This is a genomic window from Variovorax sp. FW305-3-2-15-B-LB1 (assembly GCF_058787635.1).
Genome location: NZ_JBYSZY010000041.1, coordinates 42,085 through 54,426, shown reverse-complemented (window position 1 = coordinate 54,426; position 12,342 = coordinate 42,085). Strand labels below are relative to the sequence as shown.

Below are 12,342 nucleotides of genomic sequence, written 5' to 3'. Positions count from 1 at the left end.
GTCTCCCGGTGTGCCGGGCGCACGGCGCTCGTACCAGGGCGGCAGCCGTCGGTCGTCGGGCGTGGCGGCGCCGTCGATCACCATCGCCGACTGGCCCAGCTGCAGGCGGTGCCAGGCGTCGTCGTTGTCGCGCAGTTTCTTCCAGTCGCCGTTGGCGGTGTAGTGCTTCAGCAGCAGCTGCGAGAGCCAGTCCATGCGGCGGATCTCGATTTCGGCCACGTAGGCGCCCAGGCCCCGCTGCAGCGCGACGATCGAGAAGCCCACGAAGCTCAGCAGCAGCACGATCAGCAGGGCGGCCAGGGCCAGGAAGATCTTGCGGGAGAGGGTCAGGCGCGGCATGGGCTCGGCGGCGGGGGCATGGGCGCATTCTGCGGCATGCGTTTCGGGGGCGGGGATGGCATGGGCAAGCCGCCGATCATGGCGCCCGATTGGGGAGGAATCTGGGAGACGCGTCCTTCCGTGCCTCTCCCACATTTCTCCCGATTCGGATCGCACGATGCCCGCCATGACACCGGACACGCACCGCGCCCCTCCCACTTTCGCCTTCCGCGCACTGGCCGTCGCCGCGCTCGCCTGGGCCTCGCCGGGGCACGCCGCGCCGCCGTCCACGCCCCCGGGCGACGCCGACACCGACCTGCTGCTGTTCCTGCTGGCCGCGTTGTTCTGGGTCGTCGCGCATGCGTGGACGCTGCTCGTGCTCTGGGCCGAGGCCCGGGCTTCGGGCGTGCGAGCGCCTGCCGGAAAGGAGGCTGCCCATGGCCGGTGAAGCGATCGGGCGCCGGGGCCTGCTGGCCGCGATCGGCGCGGCGGGTCTGGCAGCGTCAGCACCAGCGGCTGCCACACCGCAGAAGCTCCCGCTGACCGCCCAGACCACCGAGGGCCCGTACTACCTGGACCTCGCGAATTTCCGCACCGATCTGACCGACGGCCGCGAGGGCGTGCCGCTCGATGTGCGCCTGCGCGTGCTCGATGCCGCCGGTCGGCCGCTGCGCGGCCTGCGCACCGACCTGTGGCACTGCGACGCGCAGGGCAACTACTCCGGCTTCGGCGGGCAGGGCGACGACCGCACGCGCGGCTTCGAGGGCCAGGCTTTCCTGCGCGGCAGCCAGCGCACCGACCGCGACGGCCAGGCCGTGTTCGCCACGCTCTACCCGGGCTGGTACGCGGGGCGCACCACCCACATCCACGTCAAGGTGCACCACCGCGAGCGCGCCGTGCTCACGACGCAGTTCTTCCTGCCCGATGCGCTCAGCGAGTTCCTCTACACGCAGGTCTCCAGCTACCAGCGCGCGCGGCTGCGCGACACGCTCAACAGCGCCGACGGCATCGCGCTGCGGGCCGGCGACACGGTGCTGGGCGCGGTGCGCGAGGAAGGCCGGCGCTATGTCGCGCTGCTCACGCTGGTGGTCGACCCCGCCGCACGCCCGCTGACCGAACGCCCGCCGCCGCCCGGCAGCGGCCCCATGCCGGCGGGCGGCGTGCGGCCGATGCGGCCGCGCACGCCCGGGGGCCTTGCCCGCATCCGCGCGCTGGTGCCGCCGCGCACGGAAGGCTGAGCGGTGTTGCGCATGCCGATCCCGTTCGTTGCGCCCGCCGATGGGCGGGTCACGCCGCGCGCGCTGGCCCACGCCTGCGCGGGCGGCCTGGCCTTGTGCAGCCTGGCGCTGGGCATCGGCGTCGCGGCACGCGGCGCCTGCGCGGAGGCGCGGCAGGTGGCCGTGCGCCACGCCAGCCTGTCGACGCTGGCGCCGATCATGCAAAGGGCCAGCGAAGGCCGCGGGCCGCGCGGCCACGGCGCATGCAAGGCCGGGCCCGCCCTCAGCCCGGCCGCTGCGCGAAGCTGAACCCCACGCCGTAGACCGAACGGATCCAGCCGTGCGAGGGCGACACGGCCGCGAGCTTGCGCCGCAGGTTCTTGATGTGCCCGTCGACCGCGCGCTCGTTCACGTCGAGCGCCTCGGGGAAGGCCGCTTCGAGCAGCCTGGCGCGCGTGAACACCCGGCCCGGTTCGCGCGACAGCGCACGCAGCAACAGCAGCTCACGGCGCGTGAGCGCCAGGGCCCGGCCCTCCAGCCATGCATGGCCCATCGCGCTGTCGAAGGCCACGGCCGGCGAGGCCATGCCCACGCTCAGGTCGGGCGGCGCACGCCGGCGCAGCACCGTGTGCACGCGCGCCACCACCTCACGCGGCGAGAAGGGCTTGCAGACATAGTCGTCGGCGCCCAGGTCGAAGCCGCGCAGCCGGTCGGCCTCGTGCGCGCGCGCCGTCAGCACGATGATCGGGTGGTCGCTGCGCGCGCGCACCTGCGCGATCACCTGCAGCCCGTCGATGCGCGGCAGCACCACGTCGAGCAGCGTGAGCGCCGGCGGCGCGTGCAGGATGCGGTCGAGCGCGGCGGCGCCGTCGCCCAACTGCTCCACCTCGTGGCCCGCGCGTTGCAGCGGGCCCAGCAGCAGCGACGCAATGTCGCGTCCGTCTTCCACCAGCAGGATGCGGCTCATGGCGCGTGCGGGCCGGTTCAGAAGGACGTGCCGATCTGGAACTGGAAGCGCTGCGTGCGGTCGGCCGCGATGCCGTTGGCCGTGTCTTCCTTCTGGTAGACGATCGGCACCGCATACGCCAGGCGCAGCGGGCCCAGCGGTGAGATCCAGCTGATGCCCAGGCCGGCTGAGGCGCGCAGGCGGTTCTGCGCCTTCCACTGCGCGTCGGTCATGCTCGCTGTGCGTTCGGCGAACACATTGCCCGCGTCGAAGAAGGTGTACAGGCGCAGCGACTTGTCGTTGCCCGCGCCAGGGAAGGGCGTGGTCAGCTCCATGTTGAAGATCGCCTTGCGCGTGCCGCCCAGCGAGCCGCCGGTGACCGCGTCGGTCGGGCCCAGCGAGTTCTGCTCGAAGCCGCGGATCGAGCCCAGCCCGCCCGCGTAGAAGTTCTTGAAGATCGGGAAGCTGCTGCCGCCCAGCGCCTTCGCATAGCCGAGCTGGCCGTTGAAGGCCAGCGTGTACTGCTTGGACAGCGGCACGTACTGCTGGTACTGGTAGTTGGTCTTCAGGTAGCGCAGTTCGCTGCCCACGCCCAGCTCGAGGTTGGCGCTTTGCAGGCGCCCGCGCGTGGGCACCAGCGCACTGTCGCGGTCGTCGCGCGACCAGCCCACGGTGGCCGGGATGCCCACCACGTTCCTGCCCGCGCACACCACGCTCGGCGCGGTGCCGGTGCACTGGAAGTAGTCGAGGTAGGCCTGCGGCGTGGCCGTGTAGACATACGAGCCGTTGACCAGCGTGTACGAGCCGTTGGTGCCCGGCGTGAACGAGTAGCGCTCCACGCCGATGCCGAGGTACACCGTGTCCAGCTCGTTCACCGGCAGCCCGAAGCGCACCGAGCCGCCGTCGCTCGCCAGCTTGTAGTTGCCGTCGGCCTCGTAGTAGGGCCGCGTGGTGGTGTGGAACAGGTTGAAGGTGCGCGAGATGCCGTCCTTCGTGAAGTACGGGTCGGTGGCCGTGAGCGACACCGAGCGGTTGTACGAGCTGGTGTTGACCTGCAGCCCCAGGTAGTTTCCCGAGCCGAACACGTTCTCCTGCGTGATGCCGAAGCTCAGAGAAATCTTGTCGGTCGACGAGTAGCCCGCGCCGAGTTGCAGCGAGCCCGTGGGCTTCTCGGCCACGGTGACGTTCAGGTCGACCTGGTCGTTGCTGCCCGGCACTTCGGCGGTCTCGACATTCACCTCGGTGAAGAAGCCCAGGCGGTCGACGCGGTCGCGCGAGAGCCTGATCTTCGTGCCGTCGTACCAGGCGCCTTCGTACTGGCGGAACTCGCGCCGGATCACCTCGTCGCGCGTGCGCGCATTGCCGCCGATGTTCAGCCGCCGCACATAGGCGCGCCGCCCGGGCTCGGCGTTCAGCACCATCACGACGCGGCGCCGGGCGCGGTCGATCTCGGGCTCGGCCCTCACGCGCGCGAAGGCGTAGCCGAAGGTGCCGAAGTGGTCGGCGAAGGCCTTGGTGGTGGCCGCCACGTCCTCGCCGTTGTAGGGCGCGCCGGGGCGCACGGTGACGAGCGACTTGAACTCGTCCTCGCGCCCCAGGTAGTTGCCCGCCAGCTTCACGCCGGCCACCGCGAACTTCTCGCCCTCGCTGATGTTGACGGTGAGTTCGAGTGTCTGCCGGTCGGGCGAGATCGCGACCTGCGTCGACTCGATGCGGAACTCGAGGTACCCGCGCGTCAGATAGAACGCGCGCAGCGTTTCCAGGTCGGCGTCGAACTTGGCGCGCGCGTACTGGTTCGACTTCGTGTACCAGGCCAGCCAGCCGCCGCTGTCCTGGTCGAACAGGTCGAGCAGCGTGCGTTCATCGAAAGCCTGCTGGCCCACCACGCGCACCCGCGTGATGTGCGCCGGCTCGCCCTCGGTCACGCTGAACGTCAGGTTGACGCGGTTGCGCTCCAGCGGCGTGACCGTGGTGACCACCTGCGCGTTGTAGAGGCTGCGGCCGATGTACTGGCGCTTGAGCTCCTGCTCGGCACGGTCGGCCAGCGCCTTGTCGAAGGGCCGGCCTTCGGCCAGCCCGATGTCGCGCAGCGCCTTCTGCAGCGCCGCCTTGTCGAACTCCTTGGTGCCCGCGAAGTCGACCTCGGCGACGGTGGGGCGCTCTTCGACGATGACCACGAGCACATGGCCGTTCACGTCGATGCGCACGTCCTTGAACAGCCCGAGGTCGAACAGCGCGCGAATGGCCGCGCTGCCGCGGTCGTCGCTGTAGGTATCGCCGGCCTTCAGGCCGAGGGTCGCGAACACCGTGCCCGCTTCGACGCGCTGCAGGCCTTCGAGGCGGATGTCCTGCACGGTGAACGGGTCGGCGGCCTGTGCCGGGCAGGCTGCCATCGCGAGGCACAGCGCGGCAAGGGCCGCGAGGGACTTGGGAGAAATCATCATCACCGCATGGTCTTCACCAATGTCGGAGGAATGTGGGACGCCCTCCCGCACGCAGGGGCGGTTGGTGAGCAGTCGTTACTGCAACCCCATCGCGTTCACCGCCGGCCACGCCACCGCAGGCCGTTCAATGCGTTCGCGGCAGTTCTGCGCATGCGTTTCCAGCGACAGGTCGCCCTGGATCTCCAGCAGCCGCTGCACCGTGCGATCGACCGCCTGCGCGTCCAGCAGCGGGTACGTGCGCGCCGTGCGCCCGTTGTTGCGCACCAGGCGCGCGATGTACGGCAGGTCCTGCTGCGTGATCACGGCGGCAGGCATCACGCCCTCCAGCTCCACGCCTTCGCACGGCAGCAGCACGAAGTACTGCAGCCGCAGGTCGTCCGGCAGCAGGCTGCGCAACTGCGTCGTCTTGCGCCCGCCCTGCCAGGCCGGGTCTTTCACCTCACGCGCCCGCGTGCAGCCCTGCAGCCGCAGAAACCAGCGCGGCGGCGCCTCGTCGGATTTCTTGCGATAGACGAACGCGTTGCGCCAGGCCTTGATCTCGAACAGGTAGACACCCGTCTCGCACACGATCACCGCATCGATGCGCGCCGTGGGCACCACGCAACCGGAAGGCATCGGGATGATGAGGTTGCGAAGAATGCGCAGATGCGAAAACGCCGGACTGAACGCGGTGGCAAGTTGCTGCACCCCGAGCGACGCGGCGACCGCGCTTTGCGGCAGAACAATGGTCATGTCGAACTCCTTCGGAGCCCCGAGCATTACCGGCCTTTTAGGAGACTTCTGGTAAACGAGGCAGAGCCCGTCTGCCTTCACAGGCCGAGCGAAGCGATGGCCCGCCCGGTATCCAAAGCCCTTCTGTATGCGCCGAGGAGCGCAGCGTTTCGCGGATCAGGGCTCGCCCTTGTTTGAGCGAAGCGAGTTTGGGCGAGACCCCGCGAAACGTGAGCACCGCAGGTTGCCCGCAGCGAAGCGGAGGGACGCAGACAGCAGGGTCGCCTTTTCTTTGCTTACTTTCTTTTGGCGAAGCAAAAGAAAGTGAGTCGCCCGCCGGGGCGAGACCCGGCCTCAGCCCCCCAAACGACTAACCCTCAATCTTCCCCAACCGAGACTCCCGCAGCCGGCTAGGCGCCAACGCCCCAGCCGATTCAAGAATCGGATAAGCAATCGAACAGATGTGCGAATTGATCCGCTTCAAATCGCTGATCAAGTCAATGTGCAGAGAACTCGTCTCGATGCTCAAAGTAGTCCGATCCGACAACCGATCCAGATGGGTAGTGGCGTAGGCCCGCTCCAGATCGCGGAACCGCGCCTTTTCTTCAAGCAGCTTCTGCGCGTCACGAACATTGCCGTTCAGGAACACGCTCATGCTCAACCGCAGGTTGGCGACCAGCCGCTGGTGCAGCTCGACGATCTCCGCCATCCCCGCTTCCGAAAAGTTGCGCTGCGGCTTGATCTTCTTGTCCTCGATATCGATGATCACCCGCTCGATGATGTCCCCGATCTGCTCCATGTTGATCGTGAAGCTGATGATGTCCGTCCACCGCCGGCTTTCCTCCTCGCCCAGCGCCTCGCGCGAGATGCGCGTCATGTAGTACTTGATCGCCGAGTACAGCTCGTCCACCGTGTCATCGAGTTGCCGCAGCTCCTGCGCCAGCCGCAGGTCGTTGTTGCGGATCACATCGAGCGTGCCGATGAGCATCGTCTCCACGATGTCCGCCTGGTGCAGCGCCTCGCGCGCCGCGTTCGAAATGGCCAGCGAAGGCGTCGACAGCGCCGAAGGGTCGAGGTGATGCGGCCGGCTCGTGCCCACCGGCTGCGGTGGCACGGGCAGCATGCGCGTCACCAGCTTGGCGACCCACTGCGTGAGGCCGATGAAGCCGACGCTGATCACGATGTTGAACGCCAGGTGGAACAGCACCACGCCGTGCGTCTGGTTCGGCAGCTGGGGCTGCACGTAGCGCACCCACAGCCCCACGAACGGCGTGACCAGCGCCACGCCCAGCGCCTTGAACAGCAGGTTGCCCACCGTCACCTGCCGCACCGACACGGCTGAGCGCGCCGTGGTCAGCACCGCCAGCAGACCGCTGCCCAGGTTGGCGCCGAGCACCAGGCCCAGCGCGACGTCGAGCGGCACCACGTTCGAGCTCGCCATGGCCGCCACCAGCAGCACCACCGCCAGGCTCGAATAGGCCACGATGGCGAGTGCGGCGCCGAGCGTGATCTCCAGCAGCACATCGCTGGTGATGGACGCCAGCAGCGCCCGCACGGCCGGCGAAGAGAACAGCGGCTCGGTGGCCGCCACCACCAACTGCAGCGCCAGCAGCATCAGCCCCAGCCCGATCAGCACCCGCCCTACGCGGCCGGCCACGGTGGCCGAGCGCGTGATGAACAGCACCACCCCCACGAAGATGAACATCGGCGAGAGCCAAGAGAGGTCGGCCGAGAACAGCACCGAGATCAGCGCCGTGCCCACGTCGGCGCCCCGCATCACCGCCAGCGCCGCCGGCAGCGTGACCAGGCCCTGCCCCACGAACGAGGAGGTCATGAGCGAGGTGGCCGTGCTCGACTGCACGAGCGCTGTGACGCCGATGCCCGAGAGCGCGGCCGTGAAGCGGTTGCGCATGCTCTGCACAAGGATCTTGCGCAGGTTGGCGCCGAAGACGCGCAGCACGCCGGTGCGCACGAGGTGCGTGCCCCACACCAGCAGGGCGACGGCCGCAAGCAGATTCAGAAGGTGCTTCATGGAGGGCGGGGTCTGACCTTTCTCTTGTTTTCGTTTTGATTCGTTTCAGCCCCATTTTCCACAAGTAGACGCTTCAGTCGATCAGGGCTCCGTTGTCGTGGAAAGGATAAGGCCCTTCGAAGCTGCCGGAGGCCGCCAGGTGGGTGACGAGCCGGCGCCCGGCCGCGGACCAGGCGTGCACGCGGAAGGCGGGCGGCTCCAGCGTCCAGGCCGAGGCGGCGTCGGGCGCCAGGTCGAGGCAGACCTGGTGCGCCTGCGCCGGCGAGGTCGAGGCGATGGTGCCGCCGAAGCGCACGTCGATGGCGCGGTGCAGGTGGCCGCAGATCACGCGCTCGACGTTCGTGTAGCGGCGCAGCAGGGCTTCGAGCGCGTCGGCGCCCTCGAGCAGGCCGATTTCGTCCATGTGGCCGATCAGCGTCTCGAAGGGCGGGTGGTGCATGGCGACCACCACGGGCTCGTGGCGGCAGGCGTCGAGCTGGGCTTCGAGCCAGGCCAGGCGCCGCTCGCACAGCGTGCCGTGGCTGGCGCCGGGCACACAGGTGTCGAGCGTGAGCAGCCGCAGGTCGCCCACGCGCACCGAGTACTGCACGAAGCCGTGCGTGTCGGCGCCCGTGCCCAGGTAGGCGTGGCCCGGGAAGCTGCGGCGCAGCTGGTCGCGGTCGTCGTGGTTGCCGGGCAGCAGGTAGACGGGCATCGTCAGCGGCGCGAGCAGGGCGGCCAGGTGGTCGTACTCGGCGGCGCGGCCGAAATCGGTCAGGTCGCCGGTGATCACCACCGCGTCGGGCGGCTGGCGCAGCGCGAGCACCGACTGCACGGCGCGTGCGAGGTACGGCGCCGTGTCGATGCGGCCGTAGGCCAGCCGGCCGGGCTCGCGGATGTGCAGGTCAGTCAGCTGGACCAGGAAGGTGTTGGGGGTGTTCGTCGTCGTGGTCATGCGCGGGTTTCCTGCGAGGTCATCAGGCGGTCGGCCGGGATGCGCAGGCCCACCGCGTCGCCCGGTCCGAAGGGGTTGTCGCGCCCCACGTCGGCCACCAGCACGGGCTGGTCCTGCAGGCGCAGGTGCAGCTGCACGCGGTCGCCGAGGAAGGTGCGGCGTTCGACCGTGGCGCGGCCCCAGCCGGGCGCCTCGCCGGGCGGGGGCGCGCCGACCTCGATGTCTTCGGGCCGCACCAGCAGCGTCGCATGCTGCTGCCAGGGCGCGGGGCAGGGCAGCGACGACCCTCCGAGTCGGACAACGCCCTGAGCGATGGCGTCGGGCGCGCGCTCCAGCCGGTTGACCCGGCCCAGGAACTCGGCCACGAAGGGGTGCGCGGGCGCGCGGTACAGGTCTTCGCCGCGCCCGACCTGCACGATGCGCCCGGCGCGCATCACCGCGAGCCGGTCGGCGATGGCCAGCGCCTCCTGCTGGTCGTGCGTGACGTGGATGGCCGTGATGTGCAGGCGGCGCAGCAGCTCGGCCAGTTCGTCGCGCAGCGATTCCTTGAGCTTGGCGTCGAGCGCGGCCAGCGGCTCGTCGAGCAGCAGCACGCGCGGGCGCACGGCCACGGCGCGCGCCAGGGCCACGCGCTGGCGCTGGCCGCCCGAGAGTTCGGCGGGGCGCTTGTTCTCCAGGCCGCCCAGGCGCACCAGGTCGACCAGTTCGCCCACGGCGCGTTTCTCTTCCTCGGGCGACACGCCGCGGATGCGCAGGCCGTAGCCGATGTTGGCCGCCACCGTCATCTGCGGAAAGAGGGCGTAGCTCTGGAACACCATGCCCACGCCGCGGTGCTCGACCGGGCGCTGCGTGACGTCCTGGTCGCCGAAGACGATGCGGCTGCCGTCGTCGGGCGCCTCGAGCCCGGCGATGAGGCGCAGCAGCGTGGTCTTGCCGCAGCCCGAGGGGCCGAGCAGCGCGAGCACTTCGCCAGCTTCCACCTTGAGGTTGGTGGGCTGCAGGCCGCGCGTGCCGTCGGCGTACGTCTTCGCGCAGTTCGAGATGTCGACGGGGATGCGTTCAAGTTCCATGGCGTTTCTGCATCAGGTTGGCAAGGTACTGCAGGCCCCACAGCACCGGAAGAATGACGGCGAAAAAGACCAGCGTGTAGGCCGATCCGATCTCGATGCGCATCGAGGCGTAGCTGTCGGCCAGGCCCACGGGCAGCGTGCGCGTGAGCGGCGTGTGCAGCATCCAGGTGAGGTTGAATTCGCCCACCGACAGCGTGAACACCATCAGGCTGCCGGCCACGATGGCCGGGAACACCGCAGGCACGAGGATGCCCATGAAGCGCTGGCGGAAGTTCGCGCCCAGCGAGCGCGCGGCCTCTTCGAGCGCGAGCAAATCGTCGCGCTGGAAGGCCGAGCTCACGGTGCGCACCATGAAGGGCAGCGTGAAGACGATGTGGCCCACGAGGATGAAGGCGAAGCTCTGGCGGAAGGCCGTGAGCTGGCCGTAGGCGAGGATGAGCGCGAGCGCCGTCGCCAGGCCCGGCACTGCGACCGGCAGGGTCAGCAGCTCTTCGAAGATGCGCGCCGCACGCGAGCGGCTGCGCGCCAGCGTGTAGGCGCAGGGCACGCCGATCAGCACGGTGCACACGACGCAGGCCACGGCCAGCGCGAGCGACCAGCCGACGGTGCCGCCGTAGTTCTCCCACACCTCGCCGAGCCAGCGCAGCGTGAGGCCGCTCTTGAGGCCCGCGCTGTAGTTGTTGACGAGGCCGGCCATCACCGACAGCAGCATCGGCGCGATCATGAAGAGGCTCACGATCACCGTGATGGCGAGCAGGAAAGGGGCGCGGGGTTGCGAAGGGGTCTTCATCATCGGGCGACCGGGTTGGCGCCGAAGCGGCGCGCCACGAAGAGCACCAGCCAGGTCACGACACCCAGCGAGATCGACAGCGACGCGGCGAGCGCGAAGTTGGCGTAGTTGGTGAACTCGTTGTAGATGGTGATGGGGATCACCTCGAACTTGCTGGCCAGCGTGAAGGCCGTGCCGAAGGCGCCCATCGAGGTGGCGAACAAAATGGCGCCGCAGGCCAGCGTGGTGGGCGCGAGCTCGGGCATCCACACGTCGCGCGCCACGCGCAGCTTCGAGGCGCCGAGCGAACGCGCCGCCTCTTCGAGCTGTGTGTTCATCGACTCGGCCGCCGCGGCGTAGGTGGCGATGGCGCGCGGCAGCGAGAAATACAGGTACGCCAGGAAGAGGCCGAGCAGGCCGTAGGCGAAGGTGATGCGCTCGCCGACCAGCGCGTCGCTCAGGTCGGCCACCACGCCCTGGCGCCCGCCGAGCAGGATCACGAAGAAGCCGATGATCACGCCAGGGAACGACAGCGGCAGCGTGAGCAGCGACAGCAGCATGCGCTTGCCCGGGAAGGCATGGCGCGCGAGGTAGATGCCCACCGCCGCGCCCAGCACCAGCGTGGCCAGCGTCACCGCCACCGACAGCGCGACGGTGTTGGCCATGCTGTGCAGGTAGCGCGCATCGGTCAGCACCGCGAAGTAGGTGGCGGCGCCCTTGTCGGCCGGCAGCGCGAGCAGGCGCACCACCGGCAGCAGCCAGAAGGCCGCGAAGAAGACGGCCGCCGGCGCGACGCAGGCCAGCAATCGCCAGCGCGGGTTCCAGGCGTTGGAGGAGGTGGTGCGTGTCATCGCGCGCGGCGCCGGGTCAGCGCACTTCCTTCAGGTACTGGTCGGAGAAGCCACGCTGCGCGTCGGCCATGCGGGCGTAGTCGACGGTCTTGGCACGCGCGTAGTCGCTCGCGGGCAGGAACTGCGCCTCGATCTCCTTGGGCATGGCGCTCGCGCGCACCGGGCGCAGGTAGGCCTTGGCCCAGATCGCCTGGCCTTCGTCGGAGAGCGTGAAGTCGAGCACCTTCTTCGCATCGGCTGCATGCGGCGCCTTGGCGACCAGGCTCATCACGTAGGGCACGGCCAGCGTGCCTTCGCTCGGGATGACGAAGGCGACGTTGGCCTTGTCCTTGTACTTGGCGCGGTAGGCGTTGAAGTCGTAGTCGAGCAGGATCGCGATCTCGCCCGACAGCACGCGCGCGTACGAGGTCTGCTTGGGCACGATGGGCTCGTTCTTCTGCAGCGCCTTGAAGTAGTCGATGGCCGGCTTGAAGTTGTCGAGCGTGCCGCCGCGCGCCTGGTTGACGGCCACGGCGCCCACGTAGCCCACGAAGGCCGAGGCGGGGTCGAGGTAGCCGATGAGGCCCTTGTATTCGGGCTTGAGCAGGTCGGCCCACGACTTGGGCACCGGCTTGCCCTTGAGCGCGTCGACGTTGACCATGAAGCCGAGCGTGCCCGAGTGGATGGTGAACCAGTTGCCGGCCGGGTCCTTCAGGCCGTCGGGGATGTCTTTCCAGGCGGCCGGCTTGTAGGGCTCGACCACGCCGTCTTTCGCGGCCTGCACCGCGAAGGTCACGCCGAGGTAGGTGACGTCGGCCACGGGGCTTGCCTTTTCGGCGACCAGCTGCGCGAGCGACTGGCCCGAGTTCTTGTTGTCGGCCGGCACGGTGATGCCGGTCTTGGCCTTGATGGCCTTGAGCTGGGTGCCCCAGTCGGCCCATTCGGTCGGGCAGTTGTAGCAGATGGCGGTCTGGGCCATGGCGCCGCCGGCGGCGACGAGGGCGGCGGCCAGCACGCCGAGGCGGGCGAGGCGGTGAAAGCGAAGGGACATGGAAGAACTCCTGGGAGGGG

12 protein-coding genes and 1 pseudogene are annotated in these 12,342 nt (G+C 69.4%); 3 read left to right on the top strand and 10 right to left on the bottom strand.

Going from position 1 to position 12,342, the window contains the following annotated elements:
• Nucleotides 1-339, bottom strand: a pseudogene (locus AC3WQR_RS22550) (ATP-binding protein); the annotation flags it as partial.
• 157 nt (nucleotides 340-496) lie between these two features.
• On the opposite strand from AC3WQR_RS22550, the gene AC3WQR_RS22545 reads away from it, so the two are divergent.
• The 3 genes from AC3WQR_RS22545 to AC3WQR_RS22535 are packed head-to-tail and all read left to right on the top strand — an operon-like array spanning nucleotide 497 to nucleotide 1,844.
• A complete protein-coding gene (locus AC3WQR_RS22545) occupies nucleotides 497-766 on the top strand; it encodes a hypothetical protein (protein WP_492743790.1) in 270 nt (89 codons plus the stop codon).
• Entirely contained in the window at nucleotides 756-1,556 is an 801-nt protein-coding gene (locus tag AC3WQR_RS22540) for a dioxygenase family protein (RefSeq protein ID WP_492743788.1), read from the top strand. Before AC3WQR_RS22545 ends, AC3WQR_RS22540 begins: the two co-directional genes overlap by 11 nt.
• Nucleotides 1,557-1,568: 12 nt before the next feature.
• Complete coding sequence (locus tag AC3WQR_RS22535) at nucleotides 1,569-1,844, top strand: hypothetical protein (protein WP_492743786.1); 276 nt, start codon at nucleotides 1,569-1,571, stop codon at nucleotides 1,842-1,844.
• Here AC3WQR_RS22535 and AC3WQR_RS22530 read toward each other — a convergent pair.
• From AC3WQR_RS22530 to AC3WQR_RS22490, 9 genes are all read right to left on the bottom strand, one after another.
• The gene (locus AC3WQR_RS22530) at nucleotides 1,819-2,502 is read right to left on the bottom strand and encodes a response regulator (protein ID WP_492681760.1); all 684 of its coding nucleotides are present in this window, start codon (nucleotides 2,500-2,502) and stop codon (nucleotides 1,819-1,821) included. The genes AC3WQR_RS22535 and AC3WQR_RS22530 overlap by 26 nt on opposite strands.
• 17 nt (nucleotides 2,503-2,519) lie before the next feature.
• On the bottom strand, nucleotides 2,520-4,925 hold the full coding sequence (gene bamA / locus AC3WQR_RS22525; RefSeq protein ID WP_492743784.1) for an outer membrane protein assembly factor BamA: 2,406 nt from the start codon (nucleotides 4,923-4,925) through the stop codon (nucleotides 2,520-2,522).
• A 75-nt stretch (nucleotides 4,926-5,000) separates the two neighbouring features.
• Nucleotides 5,001-5,657 carry a nuclease-related domain-containing protein gene (locus tag AC3WQR_RS22520; protein ID WP_492743782.1) on the bottom strand — a complete coding sequence of 219 codons (657 nt, stop codon included), beginning with the start codon at nucleotides 5,655-5,657 and terminating at the stop codon, nucleotides 5,001-5,003.
• A gap of 349 nt (nucleotides 5,658-6,006) precedes the next feature.
• Complete coding sequence (locus AC3WQR_RS22515; RefSeq protein ID WP_062480901.1) at nucleotides 6,007-7,668, bottom strand: Na/Pi cotransporter family protein; 1,662 nt, start codon at nucleotides 7,666-7,668, stop codon at nucleotides 6,007-6,009.
• A 73-nt stretch (nucleotides 7,669-7,741) separates the two neighbouring features.
• Complete coding sequence (locus AC3WQR_RS22510; protein ID WP_492743780.1) at nucleotides 7,742-8,602, bottom strand: phosphodiesterase; 861 nt, start codon at nucleotides 8,600-8,602, stop codon at nucleotides 7,742-7,744.
• On the bottom strand, nucleotides 8,599-9,672 hold the full coding sequence (locus AC3WQR_RS22505) for an ABC transporter ATP-binding protein (RefSeq protein ID WP_139703304.1): 1,074 nt from the start codon (nucleotides 9,670-9,672) through the stop codon (nucleotides 8,599-8,601). The genes AC3WQR_RS22510 and AC3WQR_RS22505 overlap by 4 nt, the downstream gene beginning before the upstream one ends.
• On the bottom strand, nucleotides 9,662-10,462 hold the full coding sequence (locus AC3WQR_RS22500; RefSeq protein WP_062480906.1) for an ABC transporter permease: 801 nt from the start codon (nucleotides 10,460-10,462) through the stop codon (nucleotides 9,662-9,664). The genes AC3WQR_RS22505 and AC3WQR_RS22500 overlap by 11 nt, the downstream gene beginning before the upstream one ends.
• Nucleotides 10,462-11,292, bottom strand: coding sequence for an ABC transporter permease (locus tag AC3WQR_RS22495; RefSeq protein WP_159275532.1), 831 nt, complete (start codon nucleotides 11,290-11,292; stop codon nucleotides 10,462-10,464). The genes AC3WQR_RS22500 and AC3WQR_RS22495 overlap by 1 nt, the downstream gene beginning before the upstream one ends.
• A gap of 16 nt (nucleotides 11,293-11,308) precedes the next feature.
• Nucleotides 11,309-12,322: an ABC transporter substrate-binding protein gene (locus AC3WQR_RS22490; RefSeq protein ID WP_062480910.1), complete on the bottom strand. Its 1,014-nt coding sequence runs from the start codon at nucleotides 12,320-12,322 to the stop codon at nucleotides 11,309-11,311.
• Nucleotides 12,323-12,342: the final 20 nt, after the last annotated feature.

Excerpts from the sequence above, each read along its gene's own strand:
- AC3WQR_RS22545 (WP_492743790.1), top strand. The coding sequence starts at position 497 with ATGCCCGCCATGACACCGGACACGCACCGCGCCCCTCCCACTTTCGCC.
- AC3WQR_RS22540 (WP_492743788.1), top strand. The coding sequence starts at position 756 with ATGGCCGGTGAAGCGATCGGGCGCCGGGGCCTGCTGGCCGCGATCGGC.
- AC3WQR_RS22535 (WP_492743786.1), top strand. The coding sequence starts at position 1,569 with ATGCCGATCCCGTTCGTTGCGCCCGCCGATGGGCGGGTCACGCCGCGC.
- AC3WQR_RS22530 (WP_492681760.1), bottom strand. The coding sequence starts at position 2,502 with ATGAGCCGCATCCTGCTGGTGGAAGACGGACGCGACATTGCGTCGCTG.
- bamA (WP_492743784.1), bottom strand. The coding sequence starts at position 4,925 with ATGATGATTTCTCCCAAGTCCCTCGCGGCCCTTGCCGCGCTGTGCCTC.
- AC3WQR_RS22520 (WP_492743782.1), bottom strand. The coding sequence starts at position 5,657 with ATGACCATTGTTCTGCCGCAAAGCGCGGTCGCCGCGTCGCTCGGGGTG.
- AC3WQR_RS22515 (WP_062480901.1), bottom strand. The coding sequence starts at position 7,668 with ATGAAGCACCTTCTGAATCTGCTTGCGGCCGTCGCCCTGCTGGTGTGG.
- AC3WQR_RS22510 (WP_492743780.1), bottom strand. The coding sequence starts at position 8,602 with ATGACCACGACGACGAACACCCCCAACACCTTCCTGGTCCAGCTGACT.
- AC3WQR_RS22505 (WP_139703304.1), bottom strand. The coding sequence starts at position 9,672 with ATGGAACTTGAACGCATCCCCGTCGACATCTCGAACTGCGCGAAGACG.
- AC3WQR_RS22500 (WP_062480906.1), bottom strand. The coding sequence starts at position 10,462 with ATGAAGACCCCTTCGCAACCCCGCGCCCCTTTCCTGCTCGCCATCACG.
- AC3WQR_RS22495 (WP_159275532.1), bottom strand. The coding sequence starts at position 11,292 with ATGACACGCACCACCTCCTCCAACGCCTGGAACCCGCGCTGGCGATTG.
- AC3WQR_RS22490 (WP_062480910.1), bottom strand. The coding sequence starts at position 12,322 with ATGTCCCTTCGCTTTCACCGCCTCGCCCGCCTCGGCGTGCTGGCCGCC.